Origin of the sequence: Pararhodonellum marinum (assembly GCF_015354735.1) — a bacterium.
GTDB lineage: Bacteria > Bacteroidota > Bacteroidia > Cytophagales > Cyclobacteriaceae > Pararhodonellum > Pararhodonellum marinum.
In genome coordinates, this window is record NZ_JACEFJ010000005.1 from 24,393 (window position 1) to 50,362 (window position 25,970).

The window sequence follows — 25,970 nt, forward strand, 5'->3', positions numbered from 1 at the left end:
CCTCAAAAAGCAAAGGAGATATTTAACCGGACCTCCATTTACCCAAAACATACCAAGGTTTAGAAATATGGTGGTTGCGTATTTTTTGTTTATCTTGAACTTGTTCCTAATATTTTGTTGATAAGGCTGGTTTTGCAAGTCTTTGTTGTAGAGTGATTTAAATAAAATTCAGCGGTTTTGGCATGTGAATTGTTAAAGGCAGATGCATGAAAAGACATATTTTATTTTTTGTTTTGATTGGGCTATTTGTCAGCGGAGATGTACATGCCCAGGATGAGGTAAAGGATTTCACACACTTGCTTGTGATTCAGAAAGGGACGGCCAGTTATTATGGTAAGAAGTTCCATCTCAGGCCTACGGCAAGTGGGGAGATTTTCCATATGGACAGCCTGACGGCTGCCCACAAGCACCTGCCTTTTGGCACCCAAATCAGGGTGGTCAACCAACGGAACCAAAAGGAGGTGATCGTGACCATCAATGACCGCCTGCCCCCTTCTTCCAAAAGAGTCATAGACCTTTCCCGCGCTGCCGCATCGAAGATCAATATGGTCCAAAGCGGCTTGGCCCCGGTCACCTTAAGTCTGTTGGATTTTGAGGCCATGGAGGAAGTTTTGGCCCATTATGAAGAAGTGCCTGAAGAAATACGCCTCAGGCCATATTATGAAACGCTAGAGATTCCTCAAAGTCTGGAAAGGGAACTGCCTTAAGCGGATTGGATCATCATTTCTTTTTGAAATAACTCGGTTAAAAGTGATTATCTATGCAGCCCTTGTTGACAGATTTCTACATAAATGGCTAGAAGACCGAAGACGGAAGTAAAAATTGTAAGGGTTACGTTTTTGTCCAATCTTCGATTTCAATGTTTTCAAGTCGGTCAAAATCGCTAACATTTTTTTGTTACCAAGGTAAGATTGTTAAAAATAGCTGTGGAGCCAATCAATAAATCAAAGTCGTCTAAAATTTTCCCTTTGGTTTTAAGACGTGCCTTTTCTTTTGCGTAAATGTCAAGTGAAGGAAAAATAGGAATTATGTTAAACTTCGTTTGAAATGTTTCAAGGGTTTTCCTGTTCTTTACTTTATGCGTACTTTTTTCTACACCGTATTTAAGTTCAGCCATTGTAATTTCAGAAACAACGCAATTCTCAAAACCGACTTCTTCAATTTTTACATCCAAATTGAATTTTCCATTGAGAAAATACACACAGATGTTGGTATCCAAAAGATACTTTTTCACAAGTTGATTGATTTACGGCTGAACCTTCTATCTTTTTTTAAGTCATCTATAAAATCATCAGCGGATTGGTCGAGCTCCAAAGAACCAAAAAGTGATTTCCAGGAACTGTCTTTCAATTTTTTTGAATTTTTCAAAGATGTAGAGAGCTTTGCAATAAGTTCTAGTTTGTTGTTGTAACTTAAACTTTTAAGGAGTGTAAAGTAACTGTTAATAAGGGCTGTATCTATATCTGTTGTTTCCATTTTTAATTACTTTAAGGTTTTAAATTTATAAAATATTTTTTTGGCAAGCGTTTTTCGTTATAAATATTGTATAACAAAATCCAGTATGTGTAAATTAGAACATCATCAAAGCTGTTTCAAATATCCTTCAGCGTGCACATAAAAAAAATAAAATGCAGGTATATAGAATTCAACCTTGAGAGTTTGGGTAAACAATGTGTGTAAATTTTTTCGATTATATAGCCCGTAAAGAACACCAAGTTAAAGTCTGCTTAGTTATATAACTGATGTTATAAAAATTTAACTAAAAAAAATCATGTAAAACTTGCTTTTTAATTTAGGGGGGGGGTAAATTGGTTTCAAAATAAATTGATGCGCATTTTTTTATTTTTAAGGGATTCATTGTCTGCCCTACATATTGTGATAGAGACTTAAATAAATAATGTCCATTATGAAAAATTCTGTAAAATGTTTTGTTGCTTTTGTAGCAATTTTAATTTACTTAACCTTACCTAATTTGGCAATTTCCCAAGGACAGACACTTGGATATAGACCAATGGAAGAGGCCTGTTGCGACCCTATAATAGCTCCTTGCAGTTTTAGAGTAAAATGTCGGATTTCTGCTAGCGATTATTGTCAAGTTGAAGGTCAAATTCCCTGTTCTGAACCTCCGAGCATGGGTGGATAATGAAAAATAGCACCTTTCAGTAAATGATGTTATTTTATTATATTCATAATGATGATAAAAAAAGTTGTATTTGTTTTATTAATAGTATTCCTCCTCTCCTGTAGCGAGAGGAGGAATAAAATTTTTGTGGATTTAGATGTAGTTTCTCAGGCCAATTTTTCAGATTATTTCGAAGGTTTAACATATTTGTTTCTCGAAATTCCTGATTCTATTCCATTGGTTCAATCCTGGAAATTGACAATGACTGATAAAAATATTTTCCTCAATGACCGGGAACTGAGCAATCTGCTTATTTTTGACCACAATGGGAAATTTCAAAGGATAATAGAGTCTGGCGGAGATGGACCGGGGGAATTTATTTTTTTCGAAGATTATCAAGTCAAAGACGACTTGATTTACATTATGGAAGGAGCACTGAGGAAATTAATGGTATTTGATCTGGAAGGTAATTTTTTGGCTGAATCAAAGATTGATATTCATGCATTCAGTTTCCACGAATCAGGTAATAGTAAATTGTTTTATTTTGCAAATAGCCCCGAATACAAGGATTACTCAATCATCAGGAAATCAGGTCAAAAAATCACAGGACTAAAAAAATTCAATCCTGATTTTGGTAGGATCAACTACTCACCTGTTTTAGGTTTTCAGGTTGACCAAATCCATCAACAAACATTTATTAAGTTAGATACTTCCTATGAAGTTCTGTTTTTTGATGAGAATTGTGATTTGGTTAGGGAATATGAATTTGATTTTGGCAGATACAATTTCCCTAGTAAGGTTAGAAAGGAATTGGCTGGTTTGACTGAAGAAAAATATAAATACTTAAGGGAAAATTCTATGGTAGAAAATATTTGGTCTTTTGTAGCATTGAATAGTCAATACCTGATGACCGTTTACCAAAATGGACTAAAAACCAAATATGTGATGCTGGATGAAGACATGCAACCGGTCAAGACCATAGAAAAATTTACTAATGACCTGGATTATTTTGAAGGGGATTTTTCCCCTTACTCAAGCATGAAAGACTATGCGGTCTTGATGAAAGGATCCCGTCAGTTTTACAATGAATATGTCAGGTCATTTGAAGGTAGGACAATATCTGCCTCCATGTTAGAAGATCAAGCAGGGATCCATAGCTTTTTTCAAGATTTCAAAGCAAAACTGACCGATGATCATTACGTGATCATCAAAGCGAAGGTTAAAGAATAGTTTTTTTTGTTTTCGAAAAACCACAAATCATTTTTATTTTTCTGTGATTTGCCTTTACCACACCTTTTGCCATACTTAGTAAATTTTAAGTTCATATCATTTGACCCTATTTAAATTTTTAGTTTATTAGTGTTCTAAATCCCTATGTCGCGTACATTGATCAGCATGCAAACCTCTTGGAATTTTATCTGGATCATGATCCTCTTTGGAATTGTTTCCTGTCAGGCGGGCAATTCCAAGGTGGAGGAAGCTCCCATGGAATCCTTTAGAAACGAGGTGACTGCCACTGAAGTCAGGGTGGCCCAGGCAGAAAAAAAATCCTTTGATTACCTGATCAATGCCACCGGAAAAGTGGAGGCCAACAGTCAGGTAAAAGTCATCTCGGAAAGAAACGGCTACCTACAGGAATGGAAGGCCACGGAAGGAGGCTATGTGCAGAAAGGGGCCATACTGGGTCGGCTGGACAATACCGACAATCAGTTCAGGCTGGAAAAAGCCCAGGCGAACATGCGCATCGCCCGCGCTAAATTTGACAGCGATAAAATGGGCTTCGGCAGCATCTATGCCAGTGAAGACACCAGCAGAATCAGGTTGTTGGAGGAACAACTGGAAGCTAGCTCAGGACTTTTATCGGCTGAGATCGAATTGCGGGAAGCAGAAATAGACATTGAAAAATCCATCATCAGAGCACCTATATCCGGCAAAGTGGCTGATGTCAAAATCAAATCAGGAAGTTTGGTCAACGGAGGAGATGAGCTGTGCGAAATCATCAGTTCCGATCTGTTGAACCTTAAGGTAAAAGTGCTGGAGTCTGACATCCAATACATCAGTCAGGGTCAGCAAGCGGATATTTATCCCGTATCCGGCGGTCCCGGCAACTTAAAAGGAACGGTACAGAGCATCAATCCCAAAGTGGATGAAAACGGTCTGGTACAGGTCAATATCCGGCTGTCGAATACCGGAAGCCTGCTTCCCGGGATGAACGCCAGGGCGGTGGTTCGCTCCCCGCAAAGCAGCAGTGTGGTGGTTCCCAAGCAGGCCCTCGTCTACCGCTCGGGCAGACCGGTGGTCTTTACCATTGAAAAAAACGAGTCCAAGTGGAATTATGTAGAGGTAGGCAAGGACAACGGCGAAGAGGTGGAAATCCTGGAGGGCATTCCTGATAAGAGCACCGTAATCATCACCAACAACCTTCAGCTGGCCCATCAGGCGCCTGTTCAAATCGTCAAAGAATAACCTATGGTCAAGTTTTTACTGGCAAGACCGATTGCAGTTACCATGACTTTTTTGGCTTTGATCGTCTTCTCGGTCATTGTCTTCCGTACCTTGCCCATCTCCCTGCTTCCCCCCATAGATGTGCCTCAGATCGTCGTCAAGGTCAATTACCCCAATGCTTCTCCCGAATCCATAGAACAAAATGTACTGAGTCCCATCAGAGAAGGCCTGATCACCCTAGGCGGGCTGGAAAACATGGACAGCAAGGCCGGCAGTGAAGTGGGCACGATTCGATTGAGTTTTGATTTTGGTACCAAAATGGAACTGGCCTATATTGATGTCAATGAAAAGATAGATCGCCTGACCAATAGCCTGCCCGAGGATCTGCCCCGACCACAAGTCATCCGAATCAACACCAATGACATTCCGGTGGCACGGCTTCAGGTGATTCCAAAAGCCGGCTTTGACCAGGCGGAAATCACTTTGTTGGTGGAAAATGTCCTCAAAAAAAGGCTGGAATCATTGGAAGGGGTCTCTCTGGTAGATATCAATGGCAAGAAAGAAAGGATCATTTCTGTCAAGCCCAATACAGCTGCCTTAAGATCCCTTGGCATGACGGAGGAAAACCTTATCCGCGCCATCCAACAAGGGAACAGCGAATTGCCGGGAATCAGTGTGGAGGATGGGCAATTTAGGTATTACCTCCGGTTGGCCACCCGTGTGGATAATCCGGAGGACATCAAAAAATTACCGGTCACCGCCCAAGACGGTACCACGGTGAGTTTGGCCAGACTAGCAGAGGTACAGTATGAACTGGATGCACCGATAGGCTTCCATTTTTTTGGTGAAAGCCAAGGTTTGGTCATCACGGTACACAAACAGGCAGCTGCCAAAATGAATGACCTGATGCCTTTGGTCTATGCCGCAATCGACCTGTTTCGGGAGGATTATCCACAGGTTGATTTTGAATTGACACAAGATCAATCCACCCTGCTCAATGCAGGAATCAGCAATCTTCAGACCTCCCTTTTGTTTGGGGGCATCTTTGCTTTTGCGGTACTCTTTGTTTTTATGGGAAATTACCGTACCCCCATCATCATCGGAATCAGCCTGCCTACTTCTTTGGTGATCAGTTTTCTGGTATTCTACTTTTTCAACATCTCCATCAATGTCATTTCCCTCAGCGGATTGGCTTTGGGACTGGGCATGTTGATCGACAATTCCATCATTGTCCTGGACAACATCACCCGGAAAAGAAGAGAAGGCCTTGCGCTTTTCCCCGCCTGTGTGGAAGGGGTCAACGAAGTCATGTCGGCCCTGATCAGTTCCGTGTTGACTACCTTGGCGGTGTTTATCCCGTTGGTGTTTCTAAGTGGAATTTCAGGGGCGTTGTTCTATGATCAGGCGGTGTCGGTTGCGGCCATTCTTTTTGTTTCCCTGATGGTTGCTTTTGTCTTGTTGCCCATGCTGTATTACTTTTTTTTCAGTAGAAGAGGGGAAATTTCTGAAAGGGAGGACAGCCGTTTTTTCCTTAAGATTCTTAAAGGATACAAAACGGTTTATCGGCGATTGTTCCAAAAGCCGGGATTGAGTTTTACGGGTTTGTTGTTGCTGGTCCCGGTCTTGCTGCTGCTCAGTCAGCTGCTTAAGGTAGAAGGACTTCCTCCCATAGAGAAATTTGACGCCGTGATGGAAATCGACTGGAACGAACCCATCGGTGTGGAACAAAACAAAGATCGGGTCATGAGTTTGCTTGCCGCCATGAAGGGGCAATACCTTCAATCCGAAAGCGACATTGGGGTCAGGCAATTTTTGTTGTTTGACGGGGAAAACAGCATTCAGCAGGCTACGGTTTATTTTTTATTTGAATCTCAGGGGCAAAAGGAAGAACAAATGGCTTTCCTGGCCGATCTGCTCAAACGCAACCATCCTTATGCCAATGTTGACCTGGCGGATGCACCGAATGCTTTTGATCAGCTTTTCAGTTCCAATATGCCTTATTATGAGGTGAGGTGGAAGGACCTGAGCAGCAAGCGTCCCATACCTGAAAACATCATGGACCGGTGGCTGGAGGATTTTCCGGTCTCCAACTGGGAAGCCGGACCGGGACTGTTAAAAGAATCAGCGGTCGTATTTAGACTGGACCTGGAAAAGATGGCAACCTATGGGGTGGCAGCAGATCAGCTTCAGTCGAAGATCCAGCGGCTTTTTGGAAACTTCAACATTGCAGATATCAAGCGCTTCGGGGAAATCACGCCGATCAGGCTCAAGGGGGACAGGGTCAACTTTGAACAGCTGCTGCGCAGCAATACCATAGCAGGCAAAGATGACAATGAGTATGCCTTGGCCAATTTTATCCGGCCCAGTTATGACAGCCACTATAAATATGTTACTGCAGATAAGGCGGGCATTTACCAATCATTGTACCTGCAAGGAGAAAACCTGCCAAAGTATAATTCTGAGGTCAAAGCTTGGGCTGCCCAACACAACCTCAGTGTGGATTTCTTTGGCCAGTATTTCAAGGACAGGGAAACGATCCGGGAACTGCTTGGGATTTTGTTGGTGGCCATCCTCCTGCTCTACTTTATTCTGGCGGCCCAGTTTGAAAGCTTTATTCAGCCAATGATTGTGATTTTCACCCTGCCCTTGGGAATCGGTGGAGCCTTTCTGGTTTTGTTGCTGACCGGAACATCCCTCAATGTCATGTCTGCCATCGGCCTCGTGGTCATGTTGGGGATCATGGTGAACGATGCCATCCTCAAGATTGACACCATCAATAGACTAAGGATCAAATATGCGGCTCAGGATCAAATGCCGGCTCATCTGATACTGGATCGGGCATTGTATGAAGCAGGAGAAATTCGGCTGAAGCCTATTTTGATGACCTCCATCACCACCATTCTGGCCTTATTGCCAGTGGTGTTCAGTTCGGGGCTTGGAGCTGATTTGCAGCGCCCGCTGGTATTTTCTGTAATCGGAGGGCTGACCATAGGCACCTTTACCGCGCTGTATTTCGTGCCTTTGGCCTATTGGTTTCTGAGCAGAAAAAAAACCAAAAGCAGTAAATATGCTCATTCTTGAAGGTAAAAAACGGTAATTAAACAATGCAGGATCGTATGTCCTGAAACAAACACAAAAGTGACCCCATTTAGAGTCGTTATAGCTTTTATCGTCTTGACCGTGATCGGTTTTGCACTGGTACCCAAGCTTTCTGTGGACCTCAATCCCAGAGACCGGGAACCTGTGTTGACAGTCAGCTATTCGGTGCCCCGCTCTTCTCCTGAGCTGGTGGAAAAACTGGGGACTTCACCAATCGAAGGCGCTTTTTCACAGTTGGCCGATCTGAAGAAAATCACTTCAGTGTCCAATTATGACCGTGGCTCCATCACGATGCGTTTTGACAAAAAGTCGGATATGGAATTCAAGCGGTTTGAAGTCGCTTCGCTGATCCGGCAGGTTTACCCAGGGATGGATCCTAAAGTCAGCTATCCACAGGTCACCCAATCCGCAGAAAGACGCAATGACCAAAAAACTCCGATTTTGAGCTACAGCATCAATGGACCCTTTGCTTCCTTCGAAATCAAAAAAATCACGGAGGATCTCCTGAAATCTGCCTTGACCCGATTTGAAGAAGTGGAAGAAGTCTATGTCCGTGGCGCCAATGACCTTCAGCTGTACATCACTTATGACATCAAGAAACTCCAGGCTTACCGGATTTCGAGAGGGGACTTGGTGTCGGTATTGAATGCATCTTTCGGAAGAAATTATCCCGGTCTGGTCATCAACCTCAAGGGGGAAACACTTTTCATTCAGCTGGACAAGTCTCTGGTAGAAATGCGCCAATTGGAAAACCTTCAGATCAGTACACAGGAAGGCAAGGAGGTTTATTTAAAGGATCTGGCAACCATCACCCTGGAAGAAGCAGAACCCAACAACTACTACAGAATCAACGGCAACAATTCCGTCACGCTTTCGGTGATCAATCGCGACGGGGTAAACAAAGTAATCCTTGCCAAACAGATCAAGCAGACCATTGAAGCGACCAAGGAACTGCTGCCGGCGGGTTTTGAAGTGAGACTGGAATCTGACGATACGGAGTTTTTGGAAAAAGAACTCAACAAGATCTACAAAAGGTCAGGCCTGTCCATTTTGATTTTGATAGTTTTTATTTTCCTGATCAACAGAAATTTCAAATACCTGAGCACCCTCTTTTTGGGTATCGTGGTCAATCTCAGCATTACCGCCATTATATTGTACCTGATGGGGGTGGATATCCACCTGTATTCCCTTGCCGGCCTGACCATCTCTTTCGGATTGATTGTGGACAATGCCATCATCATGATGGATCACCTGCACAAGCATAAAAACAGAAAGGTTTTTGTGGCTTTGTTGGCTGCTTCCCTGACTACCATTGCTGCCTTGCTGATGGTGTTTTTCCTTCCGGAAGAAGACCGTAAGAACCTGGCAGAGTTTTCCCAGGTCGTCGCAGTGATGCTGGCGGTTTCCTTACTGGTGGCCCTGTTATTCACGCCTGCTTTGTATGAACTTTTTTTCAAAGAGAAGGCGAAACTGGGTAGGCAGCTCACCTTGCCCAAACTTCGTACGCGGGTAAGGGCGTTTCGCATTTATGAAAGAACCATTGCTTTTCTGGCCAGGTACAGAAAGGCCTTTGTGACTGTCATAGTATTGCTTTTTGGCTTGCCCATCTTTTACCTGCCTGCAAAATGGGAAGGACAGGAATGGTACAACAAGTCTGTAGGAAGTACGGTGTATCAGGAAGACATTCGTCCCCATGTGGATAAATACCTGGGAGGGTCCCTTCGGATGTTTGTCAGGGGAGTTTTTGAAAAATCATCGTACCGGGAAGCTGAAAAGACGCAATTGTACGTGACAGCAAGGCTGCCTTTTGGGAATACCCTGGATCAGATGGATTTTATCATGCGGGAGTTTGAGGGATATCTAAAAGGTGTCGAGGGGATAGAACAGTTTGTGACCTATGTTCAGTCCGGTCAGTATGCGCAGATTGTGATCACTTTCAAGGAGGCCTACGAAAAATCGGCCTTGCCCTATCAACTCAAAGGCCGTCTTTCCATGAAATCCACCGATTGGAGCGGGGCTAGGTGGACCATTTTTGGGGTAGGCCAGGGATTTTATACCGGGGCGGGGGGTGAAGGTATTCCTTCATTTAGGGTAGAATTGAGAGGGTACAATTTCAATGAGCTTGAAAACCAATCCGAAATTCTGGCTGACAAGCTGCTCAGGCACAAAAGAATCCAAGAGGTCAATACCAATGAGCGGCTGAGCTACAACGAGCAAAAAACCGAAGAATATGTGCTTCGCTTTGATCAGGAGCGGTTGGCCTTGGGTCAAACCAACCAATTTGAGCTGATCAATGCCCTGAATGACATTAGCAAACCTTCCGGGCCTTCTTCCTATCTCGCTCTGGCGGATAAAAACTACGGAGTTACCGTGAGGGAGTTCAATGCCGAGAAGTTCTCCAAGTTTGATCTGGAGCAAAGAAGCATGATAGGGGGAGAGGAAGCAATCTTTAAAGTGAGTGATTTTGGTACTTTGAACAAAGAAACCACCACCAATGCCCTGCACAAAGAGGACCGGCAGTACATCAGGGTGGTGGCCTTTGAATATATGGGTTCGCATAAATTCGGGAATGAATACCTTGATGAGGTTTTGGATGAGATGAAGCAAGTCATGCCCATCGGTTACACCGCCAAAAAACAGACCTGGTCCTGGGATTCCAACAAAGCCAAAAGACAATACAGCTTATTACTGGTATTGATCGTCGGGATTTTCTTTATCTGTTCGGTGCTTTTCGAAAACCTCAAGCAACCCTTTTATATCATTGCCATCATTCCGATTTCCTTTATAGGCCTCTTTCTCATCTTTTCCCTGTTTGATTTTTACTTCGATCAGGGCGGGTATGCTGCTTTTGTGATGTTGGGCGGATTGGCAGTCAATGCCGCCATTTTTATCGTCAATGACCTCAACAACCGGGAATTTGGGCGCTACAACCGTAACGTGCTCAAGGCGGTCGCCGGGAAAGCGGTCCCTATCATGTTGACGATTCTATCCACCTGTTTTGGCCTTATTCCTTTTATCATGGAAGGACAAAATGAGATTTTTTGGTTTTCCCTTGCTATAGGGACCATCGGAGGCTTACTTTTCAGCATCTTTGGGGTGTTTTTGGCCTTGCCGGTATTTTTATGGAGGAAGAAAGAGAGGGAGTTAACCACAAAGTACACCAAGAAATGATTTAGGCTAAACCATTTAACCAAGTAAAGAATCCATTGTGCTCTCTGTTCCAACCTTTGTGTGCTCTGGGGTAAAAAAATAAAAGGACCCTTATAGGAAATTGGGCATGCCAACCCCAAAGCAATGGCTTCAACAAATGGAGGAGAGGATTAGTTTTTGCTTTTTTTCAAAGAAAGTGTACCCCCGCAAACAATAGGTGTTCAAAAGTGAACGCTTAAATTCAGCCAAGACCTTCCGCTATTTTTAGGAAAAAAAATTCCATAAATATATTTTTGGTCGATCATGCAACTTTTTTTTTTGAGCACTTGTGAAGATTTCAGCCTAAAAGTGTCCGCTTTTTTTACACACCCAAATGAAGTTGTCCTAATACCATAACACTTTTTCAGCATATTAACCTTTTGCCAAAAAATGCTTCGTGAATCGGTCGATGAATTTTTAGGGTGATTTTTTAAGTTTTTGGCCCTTAAGTATTTATGCCAAAAAAATATGGAATAGATAATGGCTATGGTAGTGTAAATCAAACTTTAAAAAAATTATTCACTATTTAAATACAACTATTATGAAAACGCTATTCACATTCCTTTTCGCTGTTGGCTTTGCTTTTATGACCTTGGCCAACCCCAGCAACACCAGTTTAATGGAGGCTTCCAAAGTAGAAGCTAAAGATCAAAAAGTAAAAGTAAGGTTCCAGGAAGGAGCTGGCAAATTGATGATTAAAATCATGAGTTCTAATGGTAAGCTACTTCATTCACAACGGCTTCATGTGAAGGATGCGTTGGTGGTTCCTTTTGACCTTTCTGAATTGCCTGAAGGAGAGTATCAGGTACAGATCGAAAACGAAGAAGAGATAGCTACTTATTATGTAGCCTCCAAAGCGCCGCAACCTGCTCAATTGCCTTTGATGGCCTATGGCAAAACCATTGATGATCAAACTATCAATCTTTTGGTCGTGGGTTTGGAAGAACCAGGGGTCACTGTCAACATCCGCACCCAAAACGGAAAATTGGTTCACAAAGATCAAGTGGAACAAGCTGAGGGATTTTCTAAGAATTATGTACTTAAAAACATGAAAGCCGATGAGGTTTACCTAGAGTTGGTAGACACCAACGGAAGAAGAAAAAACATCTATTTTTAACTCCATATATCTAAGCAACCTAAACCATCCCTGATTCGGGGATGGTTTTTTTGTGCGTTTGCAAACACTGTTCGTACGAAAATGTACGCTGAGGGCAAATTGTATTTTGTGGGATGAGGAGTATTGGAAAAAAAGTTGACATTAAATTTTCTTAACCCATGCAACCTTTTGAAAATGGGTTTTGCGAAAAGGAGGCCAAAACTGTCCGCCTACTTAACAACTTCATACTTAGTTGTAACGAAAAAGATACACCTTTTACACTGGCTGGAAAATAAGATTCGGCTCAAATCCATTTTTCTCTTTACACTAATTTAAAATTTGTAAAAACTTATCTATCAGAATTTTAGCTCCTGCCACTTTGGTATGGAAAATGGCATCTATAGAATTGAGATCGTAACCAATTCATTATTTAACAACAAACCGTAACACCATGAAAACATTATTTTCAACCATCGTCGTACTTGGACTCGCCTTTAACTTATCCTTGGCGGAGCCCAATGAACTTAGCCTCGCAGAGGCCTCTCGAGTAGAGGTAACTGACCAAAAAGTAAAAGTTTCCTTGCAGGAAGGTGCAGGTAAACTGGCCATCAAAATCATGAGTCCCAAAGGTAAATTGCTTCATGCCCAAAAATTAAATGTGAAGGAAGCGTTGATTGTTCCTTTTGATTTGTCCGAATTGCCTGAAGGAGAGTATCAATTCAAAATCGAAAACGAGGAGGAAGTAGCTACCTACACAGTAAACTCAAAAGCACCTTTACCAAAAACACTGCCCTTGATGGCTTATGGTAAAAAAGTGGATTACAATACAATCAGGCTATTAGTTGTAGGTTTGGAAGAACCTGGAGTCACTGTAAATATCAGGAGCCAAAATGGAAAGCTTATTCAATCAGACCAAGTGGACCAACCTGAAGGATTTTCCAGAGACTATACTTTCAAACACTTAAAAACCAGTGAGATTTACCTAGAAGTTGTAGACACTCAGGGCCGTACAAAAAATATTTATTTTTAAGTTTAACAGTATCGATGAAAATGCCAACCCATTTTGGGTTGGTTTTTTTTTGCTTTTTCCGTTCATTCATTTAACCAGATGTTGATCCCTATAGAAGGCCTGACCATGTCAAAAGGGGATTTTCGGGCAGAAAATTCAATGTCATAATCAGGTGAATAGTTGATGTCCTTTTGGGTCAAATATTCCAGTTCACCTGTTCTAAAATAAAGTACTTTTAATTCCAGATAGGTATTGTTTTTTGGACTCAGTGGAATCAAAATGCCACCTCCTAAACTACGACCAAAAGCAGTATCCCGAATCGATGTGCCAGAGTCCAGCACCTCTTCAAATCGGCTTTCCCGTACTTTGAATCGGGAATATGACATAAAAAGACCCGCTTGGGCTTCAAAAAAAGGCTGTGTTCTTGATTTGACCTCTGGTAGAAAGCGGAAAGTACCCATAAAAGTGGCGAGGTTATGGTTGATTCTTTCTCTGTAAGTTTGGGTGGGGATATCGTAAATACCCACTACTTCTGTAACACCTGTGCTGTATTGGGAATATCCAACAGAAATGCCCAATTCGATAGGTGTTTTAGGAATTTGATAATTGACGTAAAGGTCTAGTCCAGGGACCACCACCTGGGGAGAGGTTTCTCTGAATTTAGCGGTTGGAATGCCATAATTGAGCTGACCTGCCCCGAAAAAGTATTGGGCTTGAGCGGAGCCGATGCCCAACAAGAGGGACAAACAAAGGAGCAAGGTGCTTTTCATAAAAACATTTACGCATCTTGAGCCATGAGAGTTGGCAAATTATCCATGGTGATTCGCCATTCTTCAGCAAAAGTTCTTCAAAAAATTGCAGAATTTGCCAGAATTGATTGCTTTTGGATAAGAATTGGTAATTTTTAAACAAACTCAATAGGCCAGCAGCTGTTCTAATTTCTTTTTGAACCTTTCCACAGGTAGAAAATTCTTTTCCAGTGTAGGAGCAAAGGGAACAGGCGTGTCCAAGCTGCCTTCCCTCATGACTGGGGCATCGAGGTTTTCGAAACAATGCTCGGCAATCCATGCCACAATCTCAGCCCCTATGCCTCCCGTCAGGCAGTCCTCTTGAAGAAAAATCACTTTACCGGTTTTCTTGACAGTTTGGGCCACGGCCTCCTTGTCCCATGGCAATAGGGTCCTTAGGTCCAGGATATCTGCAGAAATACCCAATTCCTCTATGGCAGCTTTGGCCCACCACACCCCCATGCCGTAGGTGATGATGCTCAGGTCCTTGCCTTCACTTGTCAAATGGGCTTTTCCCACCTCCACCGTGTAGTAATTGTCCGGAATTTTTTCTGTCAGAGAACGGTAGAGCGCTTTGTGCTCAAAAAAGAGATAGGGATTGGGATCTTCTATTGCAGCATTCAACAGCCCTTTGGCATCAAAAGGGTTGGAGGGATAAACAATTTTGAGCCCAGGCGTATGAAAAAACCAAGCTTCATTGGACTGGGAATGAAAAGGACCTGCTGCCACTCCTGCTCCGGTAGGCATGCGGACTACGACATCCGCCTGCTGCCCCCATCGGTAGTGGATTTTCGCCAGGTTGTTGACGATTTGGTTGAATCCACAGGTAACAAAGTCCGCAAACTGCATTTCCACCATGGCTTTGTAACCTTTGATGGAAAGACCCAAAGCGGTCCCGATGATTGCACTTTCACAAAGCGGCGTATTTCTAACCCGCTCGGCACCAAATTTTTCTTTAAAACCATCCGTGATTTTAAAAACCCCACCATAAGTGCCAATGTCCTGCCCCATCAACACCAGGTTGGGAAACCTTTCCATAGACTGTTTTAATCCGTCAGAAATGGCATCCACAAACCTTTTTTCCGCCACATTATCCTTATCAGGAACATGGACTTTTTGATGGAAAGGGGCATATACATCTTGGTATTCATCCCCGGTATCCGCTTGGACAGCTGCTTCGGCAAAAGCCAGATCGAGACCTTTGTTGATGGCGGCCTTGATTTTTTTGTTGATCTTTTCTTTGGTTTCCCGATCAAGCACCCCTGTTTCTTCCAAAAACCTTTCATAGTTATCCACAGGATCTTTCAAAGTCCAGGCTTCCATCAGGTCTTTAGGGACATATTTAGTTCCTGAAGCCTCCTCGTGTCCTCTCATTCTAAAAGTTAGGGCCTCTACCAAAACCGGTCTAGGATTTTGGCGGATATCTTCTGCTAGTTGCTTGATGGTGTCATAGACCTCCAACACATTATTTCCATCGATGCTAATGGCTTCCATACCATATCCTGGACCTTTTTCTGTAAAATTCTGAAAGGCAAATTGCTCTTCGCTCGGTGTGGATAACCCATAGCCGTTGTGCTCCACGACGAAAATGACCGGCAGTTTCCATACCGCAGCCACATTCAGTCCTTCATGAAAATCCCCTTCGGAACTTGCTCCATCTCCGGTAAATACCAACGCCACTTTTTCCTCTCCTGCCAGCTTATGGGCCAAGGCAATGCCATCTGCAATGGCCATCTGAGGACCAAGATGGGAAATCATCCCTACGATGTGGTGCTCATTGGTTCCAAAATGGAAAGAGCGGTCCCTGCCTTTGGTGAAGCCCGACTTTTTTCCTTGGAACTGGGCAAAAAGCTTTTCCAATGGGATTCCTCTTCCTGTGAAAATTCCGAGATTTCGGTGCATGGGCAGGATGTATTCATCAGCTGCCAAGGCATTGACCGCGCCTATGGATATGGCCTCTTGCCCCCATCCGCTGAACCACTTCGAAATTTTCCCCTGCCGCAACAAGATCAGCATTTTCTCTTCTATCCGTCTAGGTAGTAACAGGGATTCATACAAATGGATCAGGGTTTCATCAGCATGTGATTTGCGGTCAAAAACCATGGGAAATTGGGTGAGACTAGGGTTTTTCATAGATAAAATTGAGACTTCAAAGAAAGCAATTCTTTTGGCCATTGTCAATTTTAATTGATCCTGTCCTTTCATTGCGTTTCACAGAACTTTCGATTCCAAAATGAGACCTTTTATCCTCCTTATTTGTTCTTTGATCCTGAACCAATTGCCATTTATTTTAGGTTGTACCTATATGATTGAAATCAGCATCAAACATATGGTTTGTCCTCGGTGCATCATGGCGGTAGAAACAGCCCTGAAACAAACCGGAATACCCTATAAAGGTGTGAATCTGGGAAAAGTTGTTTTGGAGCAGGCGCTTTCCACTGATAAAATGGAAGATCTACGTGAAAGACTTGAACAGGTCGGCTTTGAAGTGCTTAAGGACCGGGAAAGCCAAACCATAGAAAAAATCAAAAACCTTTTGCACCAACAATTGAACAACGGAGAAATGGTGCAGGGGGCACACCTCATGGCTTTAATTACTGAAAACCTCAATGAGGATTATGCCACTGTAAGCCATCTTTTTAGCAGTACCGAAGGAATTACCATAGAAAAATATTATATTTTATTGAAAGTAGAAAAAATTAAGGAATGGTTGTTTTACCAGGAATTGACCATCAGCGAAATGGCGTGGAAATTGGGCTACAGCAGCGTGCAGCACCTTAGCGCTCAGTTCAAAAAAGTGACCGGAATGACGCCATCTGACTATAAAAAGCTAAATAACAAGCCAAGAACCGCGCTGACAAGAATAGGTGCTTGATCACGATTCTCTGATCATTCCAAGGAATATTGACCATTGGTCTCTTACTTATACCATCTGTGTTTAATTTGTTTATTCCAGCTGATTAAAGAATAAATTTGCTTTAACTTAACCTTCTTTCCATTTACAAGTTATACCTGCTGATACCAAATGAGAAGTAAAATGCTTTATTACAAAACCTATAAGCACCCCACGAGTGAGGAATGGGTTTTGTTTATCCATGGGGCAGGAGGTTCTTCTTCTATCTGGTACAAGCAGATCAAGGCATTTAGGGATGATTTTAACCTGTTGCTCATTGATCTGAGGGGACATGGAAAATCAGCCGCCTCACTCCGGAATTTGTGGAAAGATGAATATACCTTTGAGGCAGTCACCAAAGACATCATAGAGGTTCTGGATCATTTAAAATTACCCCCTGTTCATATGATGGGGGTATCTTTGGGTACTATCATTGCCAGACAGCTTGCCGAAATGGAACCTCAAAAGGTCAAATCCATGATCATGACGGGAGCGATCACGAGGCTTAACTTCACCTCTCGATTATTGGTTTTTATGGGCAACACCTTTAAAAGTGTCATCCCGTACATGTGGCTTTACAGGCTTTTTGCATGGATCATCATGCCAAGGAAACACCATTCGGAATCCCGAAATTTGTTTGTCAGAGAAGCAAAAAGGTTATGTCAGAAAGAGTTTATTCGTTGGTTTAAATTGACCAAACAAGTCAATCCTTTGCTGCGCTATTTCAAAGAAAGCGACCTTGGCATTCCCACCCTTTACATCATGGGCGAAGAGGATATCATGTTTTTGGAGCCAGTTAAAAAAATGGTCAAAGAACACAGGAATGCCTTTCTCAAAATTGTGGAAAATTGTGGCCACGTCGTCAATGTGGAACAACCTGAAATATTCAATCAATTTTCTTTAGAATTCCTAGATCACAAAACCCAGTCTACCTTTCAATCGCAAGGATGAAAAAGTCTACCAAAATTATATTGACCGTATTGATCGTTTTGGTCATTGCGTTTATTTTTATCTATCCTCGGATGGACCTTTACTTTTCAAAAGAAGAAGCAGCAGCGGCGCAAGTAAGTTCCCCTTCTGCAAGCAATCTACCCGTCAATGTGGTAGAAATAAAAGGGGAATTTTTAGAAAACAACCTGAGCGTAACCGGAAGTATTTTACCCAATGAAACCGTAAACCTAAGACCTGAAATATCGGGACTTGTGACCAAAATCGCATTTAAGGAAGGTGAGTTTGTCAAAAAGGGGACTCCGTTGCTTTATCTCAACGACGATGAACTTAAGGCCCAGCTGGATAGGCTTGAGTTTACCAAAAAGTTGTACGAAGGCCAGGAAAACAGGCAGAAACAACTTTTGGCCAGGGAAGCCATCAGCCAAGAAGAATACGACATCGTTCTCAATCAATTTAATACTAACCTGGCAGACCTTAGATTAATCGAAGCGCAATTGAATAAAACTGTGATAAGAGCACCGTTTGACGGGGTATTAGGTTTGAGGATGGTTTCCGAAGGCAGTTTTATCAGTTCTACAGATGTCATAGTCAGTGTGGTCAATATAGACCCGATCAAAATCGAATTTTCCATTCCGGAGCGTTATGCCAATTCCGTTAAATTGGGTTCTAAGATCTTTTTTTCAAGCAATGCGGTGGAAGGAGAAGCAGAAGGGGTAGTATATGCCATAGAGCCAAACATTGATGCGGCAACCAGAACCTTGCGATTAAGGGCACAAAGTCCCAACAGAGATAGGCAATATTTACCAGGAATGTTTGTCAGGATCAAGTATGTGTTGGGAAGCCAGGCAGATGCCATGATGGTACCTGCTGAAGCAATTATACCTGACCTGGAAGGTTATAAAGTATATATCGTCAATGGTGAAGGAAGAATTGAAGAGCGCAAGGTAACCATCGGAACCAGAACAGACCGGAGGGTACAGATCGTAGAAGGAGTGGAACCAGGTGACTTGGTTTTGACTACGGGTGTGTTACAAGTTAGGGAAGGCATGGAAGTGGATTATACCAAAATCAGTTAAGCATGGCAAGTTTATCCAAAGTAAGCATTGAAAGACCTGTTTTGGCTATTGTCATGTCTTTGGTCATCCTGCTATTTGGGGTGATCGGCATGACTTTTCTGGGTGTCAGAGAATTTCCCAGTGTGGATCCCCCTGTGATCAATGTGAGAACTGATTATGTAGGTGCCAATGCCGATGTGATAGAAGCGCAAATCACCGAACCCCTTGAAGAAGCCATCAACGGAATTTCCGGAATCAAATCCCTTACCTCTGTTAGTAATGATGGTTCCAGTAGTATTACAGTCGAATTTGATGTAGGAGGTGATTTGGAGGCTGCCGCTAATGACGTAAGGGATAAAGTGGCCGGTGCCCAGCGAAACCTTCCACCAGATGCGGATCCTCCTGTAGTTTCCAAAGCGGATGGTGATTCTCAGCCGATCGTTTTCCTCAACGTGCAGAGTGATAAAAGGAATCTGTTGCAGTTAACGGATATAGCCATCAACATCTTTAAAGAAAGGTTGCAAACCATCGATGGTGTAAGTACTGTTCAGATTTGGGGTGAAAAACAATATGCCATGAGGCTTAGGATGGATCCTTTGAAAATGGCTTCTTATGGAATCACACCCTTGGATATCCTGAACAAAGTGCAAAGTGAAAATGTGGAATTGCCTTCAGGCCGAATAGAAGGCTCCTCCATTGAACTTTCAGTCAGGACAATGAGCCGATTGACCACCCCTGATGAATTCAATCGACTGATTATCAAGGAAGACGATAATAACATCGTTCAGTTTCGGGATGTGGGCAATGCGGAACTGGCACCATTGAATGAAAGGACGGCATTAAAAAGAGACGGAATACCAATGGTGGGAGTGGTATTGGTGCCTTTGCCAGGGTCCAATAACATTGAAATCATAGATGAATTTTACAAACGGCTAGAGTTCATCAAAAGGGATCTGCCTCAGGATGTCATGTTGGGCATTGGCTTTGATTCCACTGAATACATCCGGGACTCTATTTCAGAAGTTAAACAAACTATTGTGGTGGCTTTCGTTCTGGTTTTGTTGATCATTTTCATATTTCTAAGAGATTGGCGGACTACTTTTATCCCAGTCCTTACCATACCGATTTCTTTGATAGGGGTTTTCTTTATCATGTACCTGATGGATTTCTCCATCAATGTTTTGACCTTGTTGGGCATTGTGCTTTCCATTGGTTTGGTGGTGGATGATGCGATTGTGGTATTGGAAAATATATATACCCGAATCGAGAAGGGAGAGAAACCCATGATTGCGGCAGCCAAAGGGGCTGAGGAAATATTTTTTGCTGTCATCGCTACAACCATCGCCCTTGCGGCTGTTTTTCTTCCAGTGATTTTTCTTTCCGGCACTACGGGAAGATTATTTAGGGAATTTGGAATTGTTGTAGCAGGAGCGGTGATCATTTCTTCATTTGTGGCCTTGAGCATGACACCTATGTTGAGTTCCAGGTTGCTGAAGCGCAGGGAGCAGCCCAATTGGATTTACCGAAAAACCGAGCCCTTTTTTGTGGGGATGAACAACATCTATAATGATGCTTTGGTATCCTTTATGAAAGTCAAGTGGGTTTCTTTTGTGATCGTTATCCTGATGGGCTTTGGTATTTATTTTTTGTTTGCCCAGATCCCCAGCGAGTTGGCTCCTATTGAGGACAGAGGAGAAATGAGAGTCAACATGAGCGGACCAGAAGGAGCAACATTTGGGTACATGGATAGGGTTTTGGATGAACTGACGCTGGAGCTAAAAGAAAAAATCCCAGATCATGAAAGAAGAGGGATCATATCTGTCACTTCTCCTGGATTTGGCACTTCAAGTACCAATTCTGGATTTATGCGGCTTATCCTGACAAAGTCTTATGAAAGAGACCGTAGTCAACAGGAAGTTTATGATCAGGTTTCTGAAATTCTTAAAAATAAAACCGCTGTCAGGGCTTTTGCGACCCAGCCGCCCTCAATAGGTGATCGAAGGGCCGGACTTCCTGTCCAATTTGTAATCCAAGCCCAGAATCTGGACAAGCTGAAAGAGGTTATTCCAACGTTTATGAATGAGGTAGGGCAAAGTAAACATTTTACTTTTTCTGATATCAACCTTAAATTCACCAAGCCTGAACTGGAAATCGAAATCGATAGGGATAAGGCCAGGAATATTGGCGTATCGGTGCAGGAAATAGCCCGTACATTGCAGCTTTCCTATTCAGGTCAACGCTTCGATTATTTCATCATGAATGGCAAGCAGTATCAAGTCGTGGGTGAAATGAGGCTTGAGGACAGAAATGAGCCGATTAATCTAAGAATGTTGTATGTAAGGGCAGAGAATGGCAGCCTGGTCCAATTGGATAATCTGGTAACCATCAAAGAAAAAAGTACACCGCCACAGTTGTACCGCTTCAATCGCTTTGTAAGTGCCACAGTGTCGGCAGGGTTGTCTCCAGGATACAGTCTGGGGGATGGTTTGGAAGAAATGGATAGAATTGCCTCAGAGGTTTTGGATGAAACCTTTAGCACCGAATTGTCAGGACTATCCAAGGAATTTCAGGAAAGTTCCAACAGCTTAATATTTGCATTTATTTTTGCATTAATACTGATTTACTTGGTTTTATCTGCTCAGTTTGAAAGTTTTGCAGATCCGTTGACCATCATGATCACTGTTCCACTTGCACTTTGTGGTGCGCTGTTGTCATTGTGGGCTTTGGGTCATACCCTCAATATTTTCAGTCAGATCGGCATCATCATGCTTATAGGCTTAGTTACCAAAAACGGTATTTTGATTGTGGAATTTGCCAATCAAAGGAAGGCCACCGGCATGTCGATAGAAGAGGCCATTTTGGGCGCATCAAGTGCCCGTTTCAGACCTATCCTGATGACCAGTTTATCCACCATTCTAGGGATATTACCCATAGCTTTGGCATTGGGTGCCGGAGCAGAAAGTAGGGTACCCATGGGTGTTGCAGTAATTGGAGGCTTGTTGTTTTCTACCCTTTTGACCCTATTTGTGATTCCTGCGATTTATACTTATTTGACCTCCAAAAAAGGAAGATTAGCCAGAATATAATGAAGAAATTGCTTTTACTAATTGCATCCATGGCCTTTTTTGAGGTGGTGAATGGGCAGGAAATTTTGACCTATGAAAGGGCCATAGAAATTGGTATGCAAAACAACTTTGGGATTAAATTGGCGGTCAATGATGCGCAAATTGCCCAAATTGATCAAAGCATCAGTTCTGCACTTTTGATGCCTTTGGTTACTGCTGCTGGAAATTACAACTATTCCCGCCAAGATACGGAATTGGAATTGGTCTCTGATCCTGGAAATCCCATCATTAGGGATGGGGCTGAATCGCAAACCCGAAATGCCAATGTAACGGCCATTTATGGATTTCAATACAGTGATGTGATTACCTATCAGTTTTTGGGCAGGGTGGCCGATGCGTCAGAAATGGAGGCCAGGTTGATGTTGGAAAATACAGTGGCTGCCATTGCCACAGCCTATTACAGGTTGGTTTTGGAACAGCAAAGGGAGGAAATATTTAAGCGTAACCTTCAATTTTCAGAGGAAAGGCTCGAAATCGCCAAAGCGCAATATGAGTTCGGAAGGGTGTCCAGAAGAGATTACCTCACTGCGCAGGTGGATTACAATACCGACATGACGGTTTTTATCAGTCAGGAACAGGTGATCCAAAATGCCAAAGTGATTTTGAATGAATTGTTGGCTAGGGAAGTGACCACCGAAGTTTTGGTAAATGACACGATCATCGTGGAAAACAAAATAAAAATCGAAGAATTGGCCATGGATCGTGTCTTGGACAATGCGCAGTTGTTGGCTGCCAAAATCCAGGTAGAGGCGGCGCATTTGCAGGTAAAAAGCATAATGGCCGAGCGGCTTCCTTCCCTAAATTTAACAGGTGCCTACATATCAAGTGTGGCCACTGCTGATGCCGCTTTTTTTAGTCAAAATATTCAAAGGGGATTTGTTGGTACAGCCAATATAACCATCAATTTATTTACCGGTCTGGCCCTCAATAGAAGGATCCAAAGTGCCAAAATTCAGAAGGTAAATGCAGAACTCTTCCGCAATCAGCTGGAACTACAGCTAGAATCAGCCATGTTGCAGACTTACAATACCTATATCAACAATCAGAAGTTGTTTGAGGTCGAACTTGAGAACTATAAAGTGGCGGCCGAAAGCTCTGAACTCGCCTTGGAAAGGTATAAGTTAGGGATTGATGGCTACTTGCAATTTCGTGATGCCCAAGTTAACTTATTGGATGTAGAAAGCCGGTTGATCAATGCCATCTATCTGATCAAGGAAACAGAAATAGAACTGATGCGCCTTTCGGGTAAAATATTTTTGATGGACTAAATTGGTTGCCCCATCTTTTAGGCGCCAAACCTGAGAAAAGCCCCCATATTGTTATTCTCCCCAAATAGGATTAACTTGTAGGTTGACCGTATGGCCGCTCTGGTTTTTGTGCATGAATAAAGCCTGTTTCAGATATTTTTTGCCAATAATCTTCGGATGCTTATTTTTTCAATGTACCAAAGAAGAAGTCATTCAAGAAGCAGAGTTCTGGGTGAATCCAACTCCTTTCGACTTAAGCCAAATTCAGCGAAGAGGCTATATCAGGGCCATAGTGGATAATACTTCTACCAGCTTTTACGTGTATCGGGGAAGGAGAATGGGTTATGAGTTTGAATTGCTAAGAAATTTAGCCGCTGATCTTGGCGTTCAGCTTCATTTGATCATCGAGTCGGATCTTGAAAAAGCCTTCAGGCTGTTAAACAAGGGGCAGGCAGACATAGTGGCCATCAATCTGGAAATCAATGAAGAAAGGCTTCAATATGCCAACTTTACCTTGCCCACCCGACAGATTGGTACCTTGCTTTTACAAAAGAAATCACGAAATAAAATAGAATCCTTCCATGACTTGGAGGGCAAAACCGTTCATGTGAGAAAGGGGGCTATCCACAAACAATACCTTGATACCATAAAGGATTCATTAGAATTGAATATGGAAATCATGGAAGTGGAACTGGACCAGGAAAGCCTTATTCAGCAAGTCATTCAGGATGAAATTACCCTTACGGTAACAGACAGTGATTTGGCTTTGGTCAATGCCACCTACTATGATGAAATTGATGTATCCATGGTCATCAGTGAAGCTTCCCCGGTGGGATGGGCCGTTAGGACCAATGCACCTAGGTTATTGGATGCAATCAATGAATGGATTGAGCAAAAGAATGAGTCCAGTTATATTGATATCCTTTTTCAGAAGTATTTTTTAAACAAGAAAAACTCTTATTTCAGGAGTAACAGTGCCTTCTCTTCCATTTCGGGAAACAGGATTTCCGAATTTGATGATTTAATCAGACGTGGTGCAGAAGAACTGGGCTGGGATTGGCGTCTTTTAGCCTCTTTGGTTTACAAGGAATCCCGGTTTGATACCGCAGCTACCTCCTATGCCGGGGCAGTAGGTTTGCTCCAACTGATGCCGGTCACTTTGGAGCGTTTTGGCGTAGAGAATCCCAATGATCCGTATGAAAGTCTTTTGGGAGGAGTCAATTTTTTAAAATATTTGGATAGATTTTGGCGGGAAAGGGTGCCTGAAACCAATGACCGTATCCATTTTATCCTTGCTTCCTACAATGTGGGTCATGGTCACGTGGAGGATGCCTGGAGGCTTGCCCTTAAGTTTGGAAAAAATCCGCAAAGCTGGGAAAATGTGGCCTATTTCCTTGAACGAAAATCACAGCCCGAATTTTATAGAGATCCGGTGGTTAAAAACGGATATGCAAAAGGAAAAGTAGCCGTCAATTATGTCCGGGATGTGGTCAACTTGTATGAATCCTACAGGGTATTGGTGCAGCCATAAAAATAGCGGCCATTTGACCGCTATATTAAAATTTATATGCTAAACGCTTTCTTGATTTGGTCTACGTAATCTAGCTTCTCCCAAGTGAATAACTCGACGTCCAAGGTTATTGAAGTTCGATCAGGTGAATAAAAGGTTTTGGTTACCACTTCATTTTCCCTTCCCATGTGGCCGTAGGCGGCTGTTTCTTCATAAATTGGATTTCTCAACTTCAATCTTTTCTCAATGGCGTAAGGTCTCATGTCAAAAATAGATTCTATTTTTTTGGCTATTTCACCATCGTTCAGATTCACTTTTGCAGTGCCATAGGTATTGACATAGATTCCCATCGGCTTGGCAACACCAATCGCATAGGAAACCTGGACCAATACCTCATCGGCCAAGCCCGCAGCAACCATGTTTTTGGCGATGTGTCGGGTGGCATAGGCTGCCGATCTATCCACTTTGGAAGGATCCTTGCCTGAAAAAGCCCCACCTCCATGCGCACCTTTTCCACCATAAGTGTCCACAATGATTTTCCTTCCTGTAAGTCCGGTATCCCCATGGGGACCACCGATCACGAATTTGCCTGTTGGATTGATGTGATAAGTAATCTGATCCGTGAAAAGAGACTGGATTTGAGGAGTCAGCTGTGCTTTGACCCGAGGTATCAGCAGTTCAATCATGTCTGATTTGATTTTGGCCAGCATGGCCTCTTCCTCGTCAAATTCATCGTGCTGAGTAGAAATCACGATGGCATCTATGCGCTGAGGTACGTTGTCATCACTGTATTCAATGGTGACCTGGGCTTTCGAATCCGGACGGAGGTATTTGATGGCATCATGCTCTCGCCTCATCGCGGCCAATTCCTTAAGCAGGCGGTGCGAGATATCCAAGGCCAATGGCATGTAGTTTCCGGTTTCTCTGGTGGCGTACCCAAACATCATCCCTTGATCACCGGCTCCTTGCTCTTCCGGATCTTTTCGCTCCACGCCTTGATTGATGTCCGGAGATTGCTCGTGGATGGCAGACAATACCCCACAGGAATTGCCATCAAACATGTATTCACCTTTGGTGTAGCCGATGCGGTTGATGACCTCTCTGGCAATCTGCTGAACATCCAAATAGGTTTCGGATTTCACCTCACCGGCTAGGATCACTTGACCGGTGGTTACCAAGGTTTCACAGGCCACTTTCGATTGGGGATCGAATGCCAAAAAATGGTCAATGAGTGAATCAGAAATTTGATCTGAAATTTTGTCGGGATGCCCTTCAGAAACTGATTCTGAAGTAAATAGGTATGGCATAAATTTTTATTTAGCTTAAATAAATGGATCGTAAATATAGAGTTTCTGCTTCAAATAACAAATTAACTACAGCTTTGAAAACATACAGGTTTTTGAACTGGGCATTTGATAATTGCAATTCAATTGGTTCCGGG

At 42.9% G+C, this 25,970-nt stretch carries 18 protein-coding genes; 13 read left to right on the forward strand and 5 right to left on the reverse strand.

What is annotated here, in order from left to right; genetic code table 11:
- The first annotated feature begins 206 nt into the window (after positions 1–206).
- Positions 207–707 (forward strand): septal ring lytic transglycosylase RlpA family protein, encoded by a 501-nt coding sequence (locus H1A14_RS11105; RefSeq protein ID WP_194776335.1) that lies wholly within the window; start codon positions 207–209, stop codon positions 705–707.
- A gap of 176 nt (positions 708–883) precedes the next feature.
- On the opposite strand, the gene H1A14_RS11110 is transcribed toward H1A14_RS11105, so the two are convergent.
- Entirely contained in the window at positions 884–1,234 is a 351-nt protein-coding gene (locus tag H1A14_RS11110; RefSeq protein ID WP_317174872.1) for a PIN domain-containing protein, read from the reverse strand.
- Complete coding sequence (locus tag H1A14_RS11115; protein WP_194776336.1) at positions 1,231–1,476, reverse strand: hypothetical protein; 246 nt, start codon at positions 1,474–1,476, stop codon at positions 1,231–1,233. Before H1A14_RS11115 ends, H1A14_RS11110 begins: the two co-directional genes overlap by 4 nt.
- Positions 1,477–2,194: 718 nt before the next feature.
- On the opposite strand from H1A14_RS11115, the gene H1A14_RS11120 reads away from it, so the two are divergent.
- The 6 genes from H1A14_RS11120 (at position 2,195) to H1A14_RS11145 (ending at position 12,981) form a co-directional block, all read left to right on the forward strand.
- Complete coding sequence (locus tag H1A14_RS11120; RefSeq protein WP_228527755.1) at positions 2,195–3,352, forward strand: 6-bladed beta-propeller; 1,158 nt, start codon at positions 2,195–2,197, stop codon at positions 3,350–3,352.
- Between the two features lie 144 nt (positions 3,353–3,496).
- Complete coding sequence (locus H1A14_RS11125) at positions 3,497–4,588, forward strand: efflux RND transporter periplasmic adaptor subunit (protein ID WP_394355330.1); 1,092 nt, start codon at positions 3,497–3,499, stop codon at positions 4,586–4,588.
- A 3-nt stretch (positions 4,589–4,591) separates the two neighbouring features.
- Entirely contained in the window at positions 4,592–7,648 is a 3,057-nt protein-coding gene (locus H1A14_RS11130; RefSeq protein WP_194776338.1) for an efflux RND transporter permease subunit, read from the forward strand.
- Between the two features lie 57 nt (positions 7,649–7,705).
- Entirely contained in the window at positions 7,706–10,837 is a 3,132-nt protein-coding gene (locus H1A14_RS11135) for an efflux RND transporter permease subunit (protein ID WP_194776339.1), read from the forward strand.
- A 559-nt stretch (positions 10,838–11,396) separates the two neighbouring features.
- Complete coding sequence (locus H1A14_RS11140; protein WP_194776340.1) at positions 11,397–11,972, forward strand: DUF3244 domain-containing protein; 576 nt, start codon at positions 11,397–11,399, stop codon at positions 11,970–11,972.
- 430 nt (positions 11,973–12,402) lie between these two features.
- Positions 12,403–12,981 carry a hypothetical protein gene (locus H1A14_RS11145; protein ID WP_228527741.1) on the forward strand — a complete coding sequence of 193 codons (579 nt, stop codon included), beginning with the start codon at positions 12,403–12,405 and terminating at the stop codon, positions 12,979–12,981.
- A gap of 62 nt (positions 12,982–13,043) precedes the next feature.
- On the opposite strand, the gene H1A14_RS11150 is transcribed toward H1A14_RS11145, so the two are convergent.
- Both H1A14_RS11150 and H1A14_RS11155 read right to left on the reverse strand, forming a co-directional pair.
- Entirely contained in the window at positions 13,044–13,730 is a 687-nt protein-coding gene (locus H1A14_RS11150) for a hypothetical protein (protein WP_194776341.1), read from the reverse strand.
- 144 nt (positions 13,731–13,874) lie between these two features.
- Positions 13,875–15,881 carry an alpha-ketoacid dehydrogenase subunit alpha/beta gene (locus tag H1A14_RS11155; RefSeq protein ID WP_228527742.1) on the reverse strand — a complete coding sequence of 669 codons (2,007 nt, stop codon included), beginning with the start codon at positions 15,879–15,881 and terminating at the stop codon, positions 13,875–13,877.
- A gap of 100 nt (positions 15,882–15,981) precedes the next feature.
- Here H1A14_RS11155 and H1A14_RS11160 point away from each other — a divergent pair, with 100 nt between their 5' ends.
- The 6 genes from H1A14_RS11160 to H1A14_RS11185 all read left to right on the forward strand — a co-directional run bounded on the left by H1A14_RS11160 (position 15,982) and on the right by H1A14_RS11185 (position 24,550).
- The gene (locus H1A14_RS11160) at positions 15,982–16,623 is read left to right on the forward strand and encodes an AraC family transcriptional regulator (protein WP_317174873.1); all 642 of its coding nucleotides are present in this window, start codon (positions 15,982–15,984) and stop codon (positions 16,621–16,623) included.
- A gap of 162 nt (positions 16,624–16,785) precedes the next feature.
- Positions 16,786–17,592, forward strand: a complete 807-nt coding sequence (locus H1A14_RS11165) for an alpha/beta fold hydrolase (RefSeq protein WP_194776581.1) — start codon at positions 16,786–16,788, stop codon at positions 17,590–17,592.
- Positions 17,589–18,668, forward strand: coding sequence for an efflux RND transporter periplasmic adaptor subunit (locus tag H1A14_RS11170; protein WP_194776342.1), 1,080 nt, complete (start codon positions 17,589–17,591; stop codon positions 18,666–18,668). The genes H1A14_RS11165 and H1A14_RS11170 overlap by 4 nt, the downstream gene beginning before the upstream one ends.
- Before the next feature lie 2 nt (positions 18,669–18,670).
- Positions 18,671–21,733 (forward strand): efflux RND transporter permease subunit, encoded by a 3,063-nt coding sequence (locus H1A14_RS11175; RefSeq protein WP_194776343.1) that lies wholly within the window; start codon positions 18,671–18,673, stop codon positions 21,731–21,733.
- Positions 21,733–23,040 carry a TolC family protein gene (locus H1A14_RS11180; protein WP_194776344.1) on the forward strand — a complete coding sequence of 436 codons (1,308 nt, stop codon included), beginning with the start codon at positions 21,733–21,735 and terminating at the stop codon, positions 23,038–23,040. The genes H1A14_RS11175 and H1A14_RS11180 overlap by 1 nt, the downstream gene beginning before the upstream one ends.
- Positions 23,041–23,251: 211 nt before the next feature.
- Positions 23,252–24,550, forward strand: coding sequence for an MltF family protein (locus H1A14_RS11185; RefSeq protein ID WP_317174874.1), 1,299 nt, complete (start codon positions 23,252–23,254; stop codon positions 24,548–24,550).
- 32 nt (positions 24,551–24,582) lie between these two features.
- Here the strand turns inward: H1A14_RS11185 and metK are convergent, their stop codons facing one another.
- The gene (gene metK, locus H1A14_RS11190) at positions 24,583–25,836 is read right to left on the reverse strand and encodes a methionine adenosyltransferase (protein ID WP_194776346.1); all 1,254 of its coding nucleotides are present in this window, start codon (positions 25,834–25,836) and stop codon (positions 24,583–24,585) included.
- Positions 25,837–25,970 lie beyond the last annotated feature (134 nt).

Excerpts from the sequence above, each read along its gene's own strand:
- H1A14_RS11105 (WP_194776335.1), top strand. The coding sequence starts at position 207 with ATGAAAAGACATATTTTATTTTTTGTTTTGATTGGGCTATTTGTCAGC.
- H1A14_RS11115 (WP_194776336.1), bottom strand. The coding sequence starts at position 1,476 with ATGGAAACAACAGATATAGATACAGCCCTTATTAACAGTTACTTTACA.
- H1A14_RS11120 (WP_228527755.1), top strand. The coding sequence starts at position 2,195 with ATGATAAAAAAAGTTGTATTTGTTTTATTAATAGTATTCCTCCTCTCC.
- H1A14_RS11125 (WP_394355330.1), top strand. The coding sequence starts at position 3,497 with ATGTCGCGTACATTGATCAGCATGCAAACCTCTTGGAATTTTATCTGG.
- H1A14_RS11130 (WP_194776338.1), top strand. The coding sequence starts at position 4,592 with ATGGTCAAGTTTTTACTGGCAAGACCGATTGCAGTTACCATGACTTTT.
- H1A14_RS11140 (WP_194776340.1), top strand. The coding sequence starts at position 11,397 with ATGAAAACGCTATTCACATTCCTTTTCGCTGTTGGCTTTGCTTTTATG.
- H1A14_RS11145 (WP_228527741.1), top strand. The coding sequence starts at position 12,403 with ATGAAAACATTATTTTCAACCATCGTCGTACTTGGACTCGCCTTTAAC.
- H1A14_RS11150 (WP_194776341.1), bottom strand. The coding sequence starts at position 13,730 with ATGAAAAGCACCTTGCTCCTTTGTTTGTCCCTCTTGTTGGGCATCGGC.
- H1A14_RS11155 (WP_228527742.1), bottom strand. The coding sequence starts at position 15,881 with ATGAAAAACCCTAGTCTCACCCAATTTCCCATGGTTTTTGACCGCAAA.
- H1A14_RS11160 (WP_317174873.1), top strand. The coding sequence starts at position 15,982 with ATGAGACCTTTTATCCTCCTTATTTGTTCTTTGATCCTGAACCAATTG.
- H1A14_RS11165 (WP_194776581.1), top strand. The coding sequence starts at position 16,786 with ATGCTTTATTACAAAACCTATAAGCACCCCACGAGTGAGGAATGGGTT.
- H1A14_RS11170 (WP_194776342.1), top strand. The coding sequence starts at position 17,589 with ATGAAAAAGTCTACCAAAATTATATTGACCGTATTGATCGTTTTGGTC.
- H1A14_RS11175 (WP_194776343.1), top strand. The coding sequence starts at position 18,671 with ATGGCAAGTTTATCCAAAGTAAGCATTGAAAGACCTGTTTTGGCTATT.
- H1A14_RS11180 (WP_194776344.1), top strand. The coding sequence starts at position 21,733 with ATGAAGAAATTGCTTTTACTAATTGCATCCATGGCCTTTTTTGAGGTG.
- metK (WP_194776346.1), bottom strand. The coding sequence starts at position 25,836 with ATGCCATACCTATTTACTTCAGAATCAGTTTCTGAAGGGCATCCCGAC.